Source organism: Salibacter sp., assembly GCF_031581065.1.
In the GTDB taxonomy this organism is placed as follows: Bacteria; Bacteroidota; Bacteroidia; order Flavobacteriales_G; family Salibacteraceae; genus Salibacter.
Window position 1 is genome coordinate 31,716 of record NZ_JAVLBN010000001.1, and the last position, 14,480, is coordinate 46,195.

General features: G+C 42.2%; 8 protein-coding genes. 3 read left to right on the forward strand and 5 right to left on the reverse strand.

Annotated elements, in window-relative coordinates:
- Positions 1 to 138 precede the first annotated feature (138 nt).
- The 4 genes from ccoN to RI557_RS00165 all read right to left on the reverse strand — a co-directional run bounded on the left by ccoN (position 139) and on the right by RI557_RS00165 (position 7,751).
- Positions 139 to 2,361 (reverse strand): cytochrome-c oxidase, cbb3-type subunit I, encoded by a 2,223-nt coding sequence (gene ccoN, locus RI557_RS00150; RefSeq protein WP_310667876.1) that lies wholly within the window; start codon positions 2,359 to 2,361, stop codon positions 139 to 141.
- Positions 2,362 to 2,376: 15 nt separating this feature from the next.
- Positions 2,377 to 2,541, reverse strand: coding sequence for a cbb3-type cytochrome oxidase assembly protein CcoS (ccoS, locus tag RI557_RS00155; RefSeq protein WP_310667877.1), 165 nt, complete (start codon positions 2,539 to 2,541; stop codon positions 2,377 to 2,379).
- Positions 2,542 to 2,657: 116 nt separating this feature from the next.
- Positions 2,658 to 5,054, reverse strand: a complete 2,397-nt coding sequence (locus RI557_RS00160; RefSeq protein WP_310681302.1) for a heavy metal translocating P-type ATPase metal-binding domain-containing protein — start codon at positions 5,052 to 5,054, stop codon at positions 2,658 to 2,660.
- A gap of 78 nt (positions 5,055 to 5,132) precedes the next feature.
- Complete coding sequence (locus RI557_RS00165) at positions 5,133 to 7,751, reverse strand: S8 family serine peptidase (RefSeq protein WP_310681304.1); 2,619 nt, start codon at positions 7,749 to 7,751, stop codon at positions 5,133 to 5,135.
- Between the two features lie 41 nt (positions 7,752 to 7,792).
- Here RI557_RS00165 and RI557_RS00170 point away from each other — a divergent pair, with 41 nt between their 5' ends.
- Genes RI557_RS00170 through RI557_RS00180 form a run of 3 tightly spaced genes read left to right on the forward strand, consistent with a single transcriptional unit; the run spans position 7,793 to position 11,725 of the window.
- Positions 7,793 to 8,242 carry a hypothetical protein gene (locus RI557_RS00170; RefSeq protein ID WP_310667880.1) on the forward strand — a complete coding sequence of 150 codons (450 nt, stop codon included), beginning with the start codon at positions 7,793 to 7,795 and terminating at the stop codon, positions 8,240 to 8,242.
- 1 nt (position 8,243) lies between these two features.
- The gene (locus RI557_RS00175) at positions 8,244 to 10,967 is read left to right on the forward strand and encodes a T9SS type A sorting domain-containing protein (protein ID WP_310667881.1); all 2,724 of its coding nucleotides are present in this window, start codon (positions 8,244 to 8,246) and stop codon (positions 10,965 to 10,967) included.
- Positions 10,967 to 11,725 carry a YdcF family protein gene (locus RI557_RS00180; RefSeq protein ID WP_310681306.1) on the forward strand — a complete coding sequence of 253 codons (759 nt, stop codon included), beginning with the start codon at positions 10,967 to 10,969 and terminating at the stop codon, positions 11,723 to 11,725. Before RI557_RS00175 ends, RI557_RS00180 begins: the two co-directional genes overlap by 1 nt.
- On the opposite strand, the gene RI557_RS00185 is transcribed toward RI557_RS00180, so the two are convergent.
- A complete protein-coding gene (locus RI557_RS00185; RefSeq protein ID WP_310667883.1) occupies positions 11,722 to 14,355 on the reverse strand; it encodes a valine--tRNA ligase in 2,634 nt (877 codons plus the stop codon). The two genes, RI557_RS00180 and RI557_RS00185, sit on opposite strands and share 4 nt — an antisense overlap.
- Between the last annotated feature and the right edge of the window lie 125 nt (positions 14,356 to 14,480).

A 14,480-nucleotide genomic window follows, 5' to 3' on the forward strand; every position in this document is an offset into this window, starting at 1 on the left:
ATTTTTCGGTATTAAAAGGTGAGTTATTTAAATTTAAATAGCTTATTTATAATTATTTAAGTTTTTTATTGTCTCTCGTTACATTTTTTAAAACGCCTATTGATACACCCTTCAAATCCTATTTCACAAACCAATATCTTATTCTTCGTTTTGTTGATCCTGAGCTTTAATATCAGTTCCCAGTCTCTGTAAGTAAGCGATCATTGCTATTATTTCTTTATCATGTGCAACCTCATAACCTTCTTCGGTAAGTCCGCTCGCTATTTCTTTAGCCTGCCTGTTGAGGTCGTTTACTGCTTGCTGAGAGTAACCTTCTTCATAAGGAACTCCAAGAGTTTGCATCGCTTCAATCTTATCAGGAGTATCGCTTACATCAAGGTCGTTCTCAAACAGCCACGGATATGGTGGCATTATTGAACCTGGTGATGTCAACTCCGGATCCAGCATGTGACGATAGTGCCATGAATCAGGATACTTGTCACCCAATCTGTGAAGATCAGGACCGGTACGTTTAGATCCCCAAAGGTGTGGGTGGTCGTAAACGTATTCTCCGGCTTTTGAATAGTCTCCGTAGCGAACCACTTCTGATCTAAAAGGACGAATCATTTGAGAGTGGCAGTTGTTGCAGCCTTCTCTGATATAGATGTCACGTCCCTCTATCTCAAGAGGTGTGTAAGGTTTTACGCTGGCAATTGTTGGGACATTACTTTTCACAAGGAAAGTAGGAACCATTTCAATTACACCGCCAATCACAACAGCTACAAGAGAAAGGATGAAGAACTGAACAGGACGTCTTTCAATCCATCTGTGCCAGTATTCACCTTTTGGCTTTTTATATTTCTTAGGTAATGCAGGAGCCTGAGCTGTTTCTGTTTTAATGAAAGAGCCTTTTTGAGCTGTTTTCCAAAGATTGATAACACCTAAAATAGCTCCTGTTAAGTACAACGTACCACCAATTGCTCTCAACCCGTACATCGGTGCTAGCTGCGTAACTGTTTCCAGGAAGTTGGGGTAAGCCAAAATTCCTTCATCAGTAAATTGCTTCCACATAGATGCCTGTGTCCAGCCGGCCCAGTACATTGGTAGTGCCCAAAATAGAATACCCAATGTTCCGATCCAGAAGTGAGCATTCGCCATTTTAGTACTCCACAGTTTGCCGCCCCACATTTTAGGGAACAACCAGTAAAGCATACCAAATGCCATGAAACCATTCCATCCGAGACCTCCGATGTGAACGTGAGCCGGAATCCAATCTGTATAGTGAGCAATCGCGTTCAATGAGCGAGTTGAAAGCATCGGACCTTCAAATGTACTCATACCATAAGCTGTAATTGCCACAACAAAGAACTTCAAAACAGGATCTTCTCTCACCCTATCCCAGGCACCGCGAAGTGTTAATAGTCCGTTGAGCATACCACCCCATGACGGGAAGATGAGCATAATACTAAATACGGTTCCCAGTGATTGAGCCCAATCAGGAAGTGCTGTGTATAACAAGTGGTGCGGACCTGCCCATATATAAATGAAGATGAGCGCCCAAAAGTGGATGATCGATAATCGATATGAGTAAACAGGACGGTTTGCTGCTTTTGGAACGAAGTAGTACATCAGCCCCAAAATTGGCGTGGTGAGGAAGAAGGCCACAGCATTGTGTCCGTACCACCACTGAACCAGCGCATCCTGAACACCTGCGAAAATACTGTAAGACTTAAACGCACTTACAGGAAGTTCGAGGTTGTTGACAATGTGAAGCATTGCAACTGTTAAAAATGTAGAGATGTAAAACCAAATAGCAACGTACAGGTGACGCTCTCTCCTGTTTAGGATTGTCATGAACATGTTCACCCCAAATGCTACCCAAACAACTGCTATTGCAATGTCGATTGGCCACTCGAGTTCAGCGTACTCTTTACTAGAGTTAAAGCCTAATGGGAGCGTGATAGCAGCAGCTAAAATGATCGCCTGCCATCCCCAAAAGTTAAAATTCGAAAGCTTTTTACTCCACATAGGAGTTTTGAGCAAACGAGGCATGGAGTAATAGACTCCCGTAAAAATGGAGTTCCCCACAAATGCAAAAATGATTGCATTCGTGTGGAGTGGTCTTATTCGACCAAATGTTATGTATGGAATTCCAGCATTGATCTCAGGAAACACAAACTCCAGAGCTGCTGTCAAACCAACTAACATTCCCACAATCCCAAAAACCAGAGTTGCGATAGCGAATTTTCTTACTATATCGTTATCGTACTCAAACGTTTCCAATTTGGCAGAATTCCCTTCCACCTTGCGCTTAACATCAGCAGCATCAGTACTGACTTCTTTTTTGTCCTCAGCTGCTTTATTTACATTGTCTTCGGCCATCGGATAATGATTTGATTATTTGTTTTTTGTTTTTTTCTCCTTTATATCATCAAATAAAATGCGCACACCCGGGGTGTAATCGTCTTCGTATTGACCCGTTTTTATACTCCAAAGAAATGCTGCTAAAAAGCCCAATGCGGCTAGCAAACTGATTCCTATTAAGAGATAAATTACACTCATATCTTCTATTTTAAGATTACTTAACAAAAGTGAAGATCTTGAAAGGTAAAAAAAATGAGTGCAATCACAGCAAAATATGACTTTCGTCAGTTTTAATTTATGCAAAAAATAAGGACCTACTGGTCAGAACCAATAAGCCTTCCCGCCCATCTTGTGGCAATTGTCGTGAAAGCTACTACTGTAATAGAACTGAGCGGCATTAGAACTGCGGCAAGTATAGGCGTCAACAAGCCCTGTACGGCAAAAAACATCCCGATGGTATTATAAGCAATCGAGATCCCAAAACTGATTTTTACGATTCGCAGGGCCTTTTTACTGAAGTGTAAATAGGTGTCTAAATAGCTGAAAGAAGAAGCATCTAAAATTCCGTCACAAGCCGGTGAAAATTGATACACATCCTCAGCTACAGCTATACCAACATCAGCTTTTTTGAGGGCTCCGGCATCGTTGAGTCCATCTCCTACCATCACAGCCTTTTTTCCTTGTTTTTGAAGAGTTGATACAAACTCCAGCTTTTCTTCAGGGGATTGGTTGAACTGCATGTGCTTTCGATCTTCAAAATACGGCTCTACTCTCTCCATTTCAGCCTCGTTATCACCTGATAACAGGAACATCTTAAATTGACCTTTCAATCTGGTGAGGAGAGTATTCAGTCCCGGTCTAAACTCTTTTTGAAGCGTGAATTTCCCCAGTACTGTTCCGTCAACCGCGAGATAGCTCTCTGTCGACAATGCTTTTTCCGGTTCTGACTGTTGAACCCAGCTCGACTTGCCGAGCAAAAAATGGTGACCATCTATTTTGGCTTCAATCCCTTTGCCTTCGTACTCCTCAAAATACTGGATTGGAACGGGATCTGACTGTAAAGAGTTTGTAATTGCTTTACTTACGGGATGATTCGATTGATTCGTGAGTGAATAAACCCATCTTTTAACCTCATCGTTGAGTGGCTTACCATCGTAAACGACTGTGGCATTTTTGCTGAGCGTGATGGTTCCGGTTTTGTCAAAGATGAGCGTATCAGAATAAGCCATTTTCTCAATCGCATCAGTGTTTTTGAGGAAGAGTCCGTTCTTACCCAAAATGCGCATGGCATTGCCGAATGTAAAGGGAACGGTCAGAGCCAAAGCACACGGACAGGCCACAATCAAAACTGAAGTAAAAACCTGTACAGCGCTTGCTGAGTCAAGGAATAGCCAAATGACAAAAGTGATTGTCGCTAAAATGAGCACACCAATCGTAAAGTAACGACTCATCCTGTTGACGATACTGTTGATAGGCGTTTCGGCCTTTTGAAAAGCCTCCTGGTTCCACAAATTAGTCAGGTAACTTTGCGAAACGGGCTTGATCGTCTCCACTTCAATAGAAGCTCCCATTTGCCTGCCTCCGGCAAACAGCTTATCACCCTTATGTTTGTGTACAGGTTGAGATTCTCCCGTCACAAAGCTGTAATCGATTCGTGCCTCATCGCTCGTTAAAACGGAATCGGCCGGAATCAGTTCTTTGTTTTTGATTTCCAAAATATCTCCAACCATCACATTTTTAAGCGGAATAATCTCTTTTACTCCATCTACAATTTTGGAAACAGCAATGGGAAAATAACTCTTGTAATCTCGCTCAAATGAAAGTGCCTGGTAAGTGTATTCCTGATACCATTTACCCACGAGCAACAGGAAAACAAACATGGCAAATGAATCCATGAAGCCCACTCCAGTACCTATCACAATCTCAGCTGTACTCCGTAAAAATAAGGCAATAATCCCAATACTAATAGGTAAATCAATATTGACGAACTTTCCCTTTAGCGCCCTGTATGCCGATTTGTAATAATCTGATGCACTATACAGGAAAACAGGCAATGCGAGCGCAAAATTCAAGTACCCGAAAAGTTTTTGATATTGATCATCAACGATGTCGTTTATCGATAAATACTCGGGAAAGCTGAGCAGCATGATATTTCCAAAAGCAAATCCGGCAACACCTAATTTATAGTAAAAAGCTTTGCCAATCGTCTTTTTCTTTTTTTGGTCAGATCCCAAATTGATAGCCGGCTCATAACCTATCGTAGCCAACAGTTCAACCAAACCTCTCAGCGATCCTTCCTCAGCATTGAACGTGACGTAAACTTCTTTCTTTAAAAAGTTAACCTGAGACCGAATAACTGAAGAATCGAGTCGGTTTAAGTGTTCGAGTAACCAAATACACGAACTACAATGAATCTTGGGAACGTAGAATGTGACTTTGGCTATCTCCTCCTCGTGAAAATCGAGTAAACTCCCGGCAACTTCTTCGTTGTCGAGGAATTTATACTTCTCCCCTAAATCTGAATTGATGCGAATACCCGGATTTTCATCCAAATCGTAATAAGCACACATCTCATTTTCATCGAGAAGTTCAAAAACCATCTTGCATCCCTCACAACAAAATGTTTTGTCGTGAGCGTGGATCACTCCGGTATCACACGGACCACCGCAATGGTAGCAAGTCGCTTTGGTATGAGGATTTGGATTGGACATTGCGCTGCAAATTTCTCACAACAATTCATCCCAGAAAATGACTCTCGTCATGTTGCGATGTAATGAAGTTTAGCAAATCTAACGAACAACAATACGCTTACGAACTGATTCTCCGTTTTGCATCTCAAACAAAACGATGTAAGTTCCCGATTGCAGGCTGCTCACTGATAAATTTTGTTCATCATTCACTGCTTTGGTCAAAACCGCCCGACCGGTAATATCAAAAATCCTCAACTCTAGAACTTTCTCTTCAGATTGCCAATTGAGCATCGTCTCTACAGGGTTTGGAAAAACTTCCAGTGCTGTAGAGTTTGAAGTCCGGCTCTGACCAACAGAGCCCTGAGCAGGATCGAAAACCTCAACATTGTCGAGATAGATGTTGTTACCGCGCTCATTGTAAGATTCAAATCTCACGATCACATTTTCTCCATCAGCAACTTGAGGTAATGAAATATTAACATGTTCCCAATCTGAAGTATCTTGAGGTGTCCAGTCGCTTTGCAATGTTTTATCTGTCGAATTCAAATCTTCTGCTCCTCTTTCAAAAACACGCTGAAAGGAATTTTCACAATCTGTCGATACGGCTACGATGAGCGAATCCTGAAAACCGGAGAATTTGAGCTGATAGCTGTAATCAAACGTGAGGTGAAGCTGGTTCTGACCATCAACTCTCAAAGCCGGGCTGTAAAGAAAATCGCGATCTCCGCTTCCCGTTAAATAGCTCGAAAGCTGCATAGTTGCTACCCGGTTCACTGTTCCGGTTGTACTCAATGCAGAGTCGAGTTCCCACGATTGATTGTCCTCTTCGTCATTTTTAACCCAACTTGAGTTGAGAAGTTCATCAATATTCTCAAACGTTTCCAAATAAGGCAACCCGCTATTCCCATTCTTTTTGAAACGAATAAAACGCGTATTATTCACGGTATTCATCTCCTGATTAGAGCCGCTGTAAACTACCTCAGCGTAAAACTCCAAATAACCCGATGATGGAATTTGAATGGGATCTAAAACGATTGAATCCTGTTGCTGTAAAGTTCCCGTCCCAATTGACTGTGTCATTTCAGCAGAACCGTAAAATCCATAAGTAACGCTCAAATCACTTTTATCAATTGTAATTGTGTTGTCAAAATGAATCACAGGTGAAAATGAATCTCCGCAAAGTGACAATTCATTTGATGGAGTAATCTCATTGATTGAAATATCAAAGCTGTTAGTTTGCGGATTTGAAGGTGTATAATTTTGAGCTAAATAATTGTAAGCCGCCTCTGCATCAATCATTCCTCTTCCGTAAGTATTGTCTTCTCCCGGATCACCGAGATCCACTGCCGAATAATAAAGTGCCTCTTTGATTTCCTCGGCCGTAGCATTTGGAAAAGCTTCAGTGAGCAGCAATGACACTCCCGAAACATGCGGGGCTGCCATCGAAGTTCCCTGGTAATTATCGTAGGTGTAGTCAGATCCGTTTCGCACAGCAGAGCGCACATTAACCCCGGGGGCTACAACTTCAGGTTTTATTTCCAAAGCACCCGATGACGGACAATATGAAGGTCCGCGTGATGAAAAACCTGCAATCAGATAAGAGGGATTATCAGCGTTCACCGCTCCAACAGCAAAATTATTGACCAACGATGGGTTTGAGCCCGCAGGCAAACCAACCGTACCACTACCCGGACCGCTGTTTCCCGCACTGTGAATACTCACAATCCCAGCATTCTCAAGTGCAATTAGGGTATTTTCTACAATACCACCACAAACTTCTGGCAGGAAAATAGAGTCAAATGTGCGCCCCCATGAATTGTTGATCACATCCGGAATATCATCAGTTGTTGTGGAATCGCCATCAGGATTCAAAGCCCATTCATAACCGCGCATGATGTTGGGAAAAGTGCGAATATCAGCAGCGTTACTCACAATTGGGTCAGTTGCGATGAACATCGATTCATAAGCGATTCCAATTGTGTCGTTTGTACTGCGATCTAGCCCGATACACGTTCCGTTCGTGTGCGTACCGTGACTGCTTCCTTTATCTCCCGGAATAACTTTATCATACGGAAACCAAACCTCATCAAGTGGTTTGTGGTTCCCCAGGTAATTCTCACTAATAGCAGGATGATCAGGCCAAACACCTGTATCGAAATTGAGCACTTTTTGTCCTTTTCCCGTATAGCCGAGGTTCCATAAAAAGCGAGCATTTACGGCTTCTATTCCCGGTTCAATTCCACCCACAGATCGCGATTGAACGCTTTCACTTTTTTCAAACTCTACCGGAGCTATCTTGATTTCATCAGCGAGCTGGATAGATTGTACTTCTCCTACAGCCATCAATTCACGAACCTTTTCAGTTGAAGCCTTTAGCTCGATGACATTGGTAATCCAAAAAGTATGCTCGATATTATCCCTGTCAATATTCCCTTCTTTTATAATTATGTCCTGCGATTTTTTGTGAATATCCTTCAGGTAAGCCATCACGTATTTTGCTCGCTCTTTGCGGGAAATACCTTTGGATCTGACCGATAAATTGAGCGAATCCCAATTTGCCCAATTGGGACCAACAACTAAAATTTGGTATTCACTATTCGTTCTTACAGCCAATTCCTCCTGCAACGCATTGCTCAACTTCCAATCCTGTGAAAATGAACTATTTGCTAAAACTAAAAACAACACTATTCCACAAAGCCTCATCCAAAACTTACTCATCCTTATCCTGTATTTAATAATTGACTAAATTGCGCACCCAAATGCGGCAATCAATTTACATAATCATCTTGAGCGCATTCATATTCAGTTGCTCAACATCATCCAAAAGTACTTCATCAAACTCAAAAAGTGAGCATGAAGAACAGGTTAATGAACAAAACAAGATTACGAATACCGTTGTTCAGTTGAAAATAATTGAGCTGAAACAAAACGCTCAGTACAAAGGTTATCACGATTGTAGTTGCCAAAATTGCGATGCTTTAGTCAAAGTTGAAAAACTTGTAAAACAAGGATTTGACTACCACGGTCAGATCCGTGAAAACGATACACTAAATGTTCACTTCATATTTTCTCACCAACCCGATACTGCAAAATACCCGTTATTAAAAGAACACCCCCTAACTTCGCTAGAGAAGAATATGAAAATCGAGGCCGAGATATTTGATAAGCGATCCCGTTTTTCAGTTGAGTTTTACAAAACGTTGAGGTAAAATGAAAAGAGTTTTTTATTTAATAGTGGTGGCTCTATTGAGCTTCCAGTGTAGTAATGATAATGGTCAGAACCGTGATTCAGCCAACACCGCTAGTCCCGAAGGAAGATTCGAATACGAATTGAACAGGCTCAAAGATCCTGCTACCGGAAAAATTCCTGAAGGAATCAAATTCAGGGAAATGGCTTTCTCACACACTTTACCTCAATCGAGCGGTTTGGAGAGAAGTGGCGCTCAAATATACGAGCCCATTGGGCCTTACAATGTAGGCGGCCGAACCCGAGCACTCGCTTTTGATCAGGAAAATCCAGACATCATTTTGGCAGGAGGTGTTTCAGGCGGAATGTGGCGTTCAACTGATGGTGGTCAGTCGTGGAACCGCACGACAAGCTCGATGGATATTTCTTCTGTATCTTGTGTTACGCAGGATACGCGATCTGGCCAAACAGATGTTTGGTATTACGGAACGGGAGAAACACGTGGTAACAGTGCAAGTAAGTCTTCATCAGCTCCTTACAACGGAAACGGGGTTTTCAAATCAACCGATAACGGACAAACATGGACTCAGCTCACAAGCACTTCAACTGAACCGCAAACATTTTCAACCTGGAGTGCTGTTTTTACAATTACTACAGACCCGTCACGCAACGACAGCGATATCGTACTCGCTTCAACTGAAAATGGCATTATGCGAAGTAATGATGGAGGTGATTCATGGAAAAATGTGCTGAGTGGCGGTTTTACTACCGATTGGTCCGAGGTAGTTGGCACAACCTCAGGTATTTTCTACGCTCACATTTCAGGATCTGACCAGGAAGCCGGTATCTACAGAAGTACTGATGGTATGAACTGGTTGAAAATTTCACCATCTAATTTCCCAAATAACCAACAACGAGGAAGATTAGCGATAGCTCCTTCAAATGAGAATATCGTTTATTTCTTTTGTCGCACTCCCGGTGCCGGACAAAATATTGATCCAAGCGAGCCCAATTCAGAGAGCAACTCCTTTTGGCGTTATCGCTTCCTTAGTGGAGACGGAACAGGAAGCAATGGAGATTGGCTCAACCGATCATCAAACTTACCGCAATCAACAGAAGGTCATCACCAACTCAACACATTCAGTAACTACTGCATGTCACTCGCAGTAAAACCTGATGATCACGATGTGGTTTTTATTGGTGGTACAAATTTGTTCAGAACCACTGACGGTTTTGCTTCTTCATCTAACACGGCTCAATTAGGCGGTTACGATGCACAGGGGTACAATAATTACCGCTACATAAGAGATGGCCAACACCCCGATCAACACAACGTTAAATTCATGCCCGGCAATCCTGATGTGATGTTGGCTTCATCTGACGGTGGCGTTCACAAAACTGAAGATTGCCTCGCTTTCAAAGTGATTTGGGAAGATTTGAATAATGGCTATGTCACCTCTCAGTTTTATGCTGTAGGGACTGTTCATGATACTGAAATTCCGCTAGCTGCTGGAGGAACTCAGGATAATGGAACATGGTTTACAAATACTGCTACAACTGATGAGAATTGGGAAAAAGTAAGAGGTGCTGACGGAGCTTACACGGCTTTGACCAATGGAGGTGCAACCGCTTTTATTTCTACTCAGTACGCAAATATCCAGCGTACAGATATGAACCCAATAACAGGAAATGTGCTCAACAGAGAAAACATTATGCCCAATTTTCAGTGGGCTTCCTATTCTTTTGTTCATCCTTTTGCGCTCGATCCAAAAGACAGGAACAAGATGTACTTACCAATTTTTAACGAGCTGTATAAAAATGTAAATCTGGCCTCGCCTTTTGTCAAAAACAACTGGAGCCAGGTTGCTGATTTATCTGTCAATGCCAATATCAAAGCTATTGGAGTTGCCCATAATGAGGATGTGGTTTATGTGGGTACTGATGCAAAACAGATTTACAGAATTGACAATGCAAACTCAAACTCTACCACCACCTCAGTGACGAATAATATTTCTTCAGGGAATTACACTTCAAATATTGCTGTTGATCCACGCGATGCTGATAAAGCAATTGTCGTTTACTCGAACTACAACGTTGTAAGTCTTTGGTACACGGAGAATGGCGGCCAATCATGGACTGATATTGAAGGAAATTTAAAAGGTACTGCTCAACCGGGAATCCCGGATAACCTTCAGCACTTAAGTGATGGACCATCATGCCGCTGGGCTGAAATTGTACCAACTCAAGATGGGGATTCTTCGATTTACCTCGTTGGAACGAGTATTGGTCTTTTTGCTGCTACAGAGCTCGATGGCGACAGTACTAACTGGGTTCAGCAAGGAACTCAAACAATTGGAAATGTTGTAGTTGATATGATTGACGTTAGATTGAGTGATGGCTACACTGTTGTGGGAACTCACGGAAACGGAATTTACTCCACAACATTGGATATGGGCGGAAATGTTGGTTTAGCTGATCAATCTGCTTACGAGAAAGAAATCGACTACACTCTTTATCCCAATCCGGCAAAGACGAACGTCAATATTACTTTTGAACTCCAACAAAATGAGCGAGTTAAAATTGAAGTTTACAACATGAATGGTCAACGAGTTTTGACCCAGAAAAAACTCTTCAACAGCGGAAAAAACAACCAGCAACTGAATGTCAATAGTTTGACTTCAGGAAACTATCTTATACAATTGACTGGTGAATCCTTCAACATTGGAAAAATAATGACTGTACAGTAATGTTTTACTTTTTATCAAAAGTCCTGGCATTCCTCATCTCCCCTTACTTTTGGGGATTTGGGCTTTTGATTGCTGCTTTCTTTTGGAAAGCGAAAAGAAAAAAACTACTCTTAGCCAGCATTATCGTTTTTTACATCTTCTCAAACAGAGCACTACACAACTTTGTATTGAGTAGTTGGGAAGTTCAAACGGTCAGAACCGAAAACCTCAGGCATCACGACATCGGGATTGTTTTGGGCGGATTTGCTTACTATGACGAGCAGTTTGACAGAATCGAATTCAACAATTCTGCCGACAGAATTCTCATGCCCCTCAAGCTTTACAACCAGGGTAAACTCGATAAAATATTGCTGAGCGGAGGATCAGGAGAATTAATCGGCAGGGGACACCCTTACTCCGATTTGATCAAACAATTCCTCATCGATTCGGGAATTCCTGAAGATGATATTATTTCAGAAAGTGAATCGCGCAATACGCGTGAAAATGCTGAAATGACCAAAAAGGTTTTGGAACAACTGGATCTGACCGATAAGAAGCTTCTTCTCATAACTTCAGCTGCACACATGAAAAGAGCAAAGGCCTGCTTTGATCAAACAGGCCTTGTTGTAAATGAGTTTTCTGTTGATCGCGAATCGTCAGATCCGCGATACGATTTTGCTTTTTGGGTTGTTCCAAATGTTGAGATTCTCTCAAAGTGGAACAAACTCAATCACGAGGTAATCGGTTACCTGGCTTATTGGGCAGCAGGTTATGTTTAAAGTCCCGCGAGCTGCTCTTCAAGCACTTTGATTTTTGATTCGGCATCGTGCTGTTTTTGGCGTTCCATTTCCACAACCTTCTCAGGTGCATTTTGAACGAAGCGCTCATTGCTCAGCTTTTTCTCAACCTTTTTCAAAAATCCTTTCATGTAGTCGATCTCCTCTTTGATCTTTTCTTTTTGCTCCTCTACATCAACAGCTCCTTCAAGCGGAATAAAGTATTCGTTGCTTCCTTCAACAAAAGAATAAGCTCCTTCAATTTTGTCATCTGTTTTCTCGATTGACTCCAGGTTGTTGAGTTTAGCGACAATAGGGTCAAAATGTGAGCTCGACTCTTCATGCGTTTTCACAAAAAGCTTGAGCGATTCTTTTTGCGGAATGTTGTTTTGCTTTCTGAAAGTGCGAATACCGGCAATCACTTTTTCTACCCGTTTGAAATCGGTGAGAATTTCCTCATTTGCCTTGTACTCGATATTGGGCCATTGGCTTACGATCAATGCAGAATCAGCATCGCGTTCTTCAATGCGGTGCCACAATTCTTCAGTAAGGAAAGGCATGAATGGATGTAGAACTTTGATCAAATTCTCAAAGTGCTCAATCGCCTGAGCAATTGTTTTTTCATCTACAGGATCTCCGTAACCCGGCTTAATCATTTCGAGGAACCAGCTACAGTAATCGTCCCAAATGAGTTTGTAGATTCCCATCAACGCATCGCTGATACGGTAATTTGAAAAGTCTCTCTCTATTTGAGCAAAAACTGAAGTAAAACGATTGGTGAACCATTCGTTGGCTAGAGCTGCAGTCTCAGGCTGATCTATTTTTTCATCGACCTTCCACGATTTGAGTAACCTCAAGGCATTCCAAATCTTATTGGCGAAGTTTCGTCCCTGTTCGCAAAGTTGTTCATCAAACGGCAAGTCGTTCCCTGCCGGTGAAGTGAAAAGCATTCCCACGCGAACACCATCAGCTCCGTAACGCTCCATCAACCCGATTGGATCAGGTGAGTTACCGAGCGATTTTGACATTTTACGACCTTCTTTATCGCGAACAATTCCGGTTAAATAAACATTATCAAAAGGCTTTTGGTCGCGGTAGTAATAACCAGCCATGATCATACGCGCCACCCAAAAGAACAAAATTTCAGGAGCCGTAACGAGATCATTGGTTTTGTAATAGTAATTAACCTCCTCGTTGTCAGGATTTCTAATTCCGTCAAAAACGCTCATCGGCCACAACCAGCTCGAGAACCATGTGTCGAGCACATCGTTATCCTGGCGCAAGTCTTTGGCTGTCAGGTTCTGATTACCGGATTTTTCTTTCGCTTTTTCAAGCGCTTCATCTTCGGTCATTGCCACGACAAAATCGTCATGGTCAGATCCGTAATACCAGGCCGGAATTTGGTGCCCCCAGTACAATTGGCGCGAGATACACCAATCGCGAACATTTTCCATCCAATGGCGATAAGTATTTTTAAATTTCGATGGAATCAACTTCACCTCATCATCCATCACTGCTTTGAGTGCAGGTCCGGCAAGCTTTTTCATGGCAACAAACCACTGCAAAGAAACTTTGGGCTCGATGATCGCTCCCGTTCTTTCGCTGGTTCCGACCGAAGTTTGATAATCTTCAGATTTTACCAAATAGTCTTTTTCGTCAAGCTCAATGACTATTTGTTTACGCGCCTCAAAACGGTCTATTCCCTCGTAATGAAGGCCTTCTTTATTGAGCGTTCCATTGTCATTAAGGATATCGATTACATCGAGCTTATGACGTTCTCCAATTTCCTTGTCATTGATATCGTGAGCCGGAGTAATTTTCAAACATCCGGTTCCGAACTCCATATCCACGTAATCGTCTTCAATAATCGGAACCGAGCGATTTGCAATCGGAACGATAACGCGTTTGCCTTTGAGGTGAGAATAGCGTTCATCATTTGGATTGATACAAACTGCAGAGTCACCGAGGATTGTCTCAGGACGAGTTGTAGCGATTGTCACAAACTCATCTTCACCTTCTACCTGGTAACGAACATGATAGAGTTTTGACTGAATATCTTTATGGATTACTTCTTCATCTGAAACTGTTGTGAGTGCTTCAGGATCCCAATTCACCATTCGGTAGCCTCGGTAGATGTATCCATCATTGTAAAGATCAACAAATGACTTAATAACCGATTCATAACGGATATCATCCATCGTAAAAACGGTACGATCCCAATCACAGGAAGCTCCCAGTCGTTTCAATTGATCGAGAATGATTCCACCGTGTTTATCGGTCCATTCCCAGGCGTGTTCCATAAATTCTTCACGCGTGAGATCATGCTTGTCAACTCCTTCAGCTTTTAGTTTTTGAACAACTTTAGCTTCAGTTGCGATAGATGCGTGATCAGTACCGGGAACCCAGCACGCATTTTTTCCCTGCATGCGAGCTCTACGCACCAACACATCCTGAATAGTGTTGTTGAGCATGTGCCCCATGTGGAGGACACCTGTCACGTTTGGTGGAGGAATAACAATTGTAAAAGGTTCGCGATCATCTGGTTCTGAATGAAAATAGTTGTTTTTCATCCAGTAGTCGTACCACTTACCTTCAGCTTCAGCTGGGCTGTATTTTGATGGGATTTCAGTCATTTTGCACCGTTTAAAGGGCGCAAATTTATTGAATTAGTATAAAGGTAGAACGAGCGAGTGGAATAAAATCAATTAATCAAACCCAAAGGGTAAATCAGGCTCTCCCCAATCGTAGAAAAAGACAA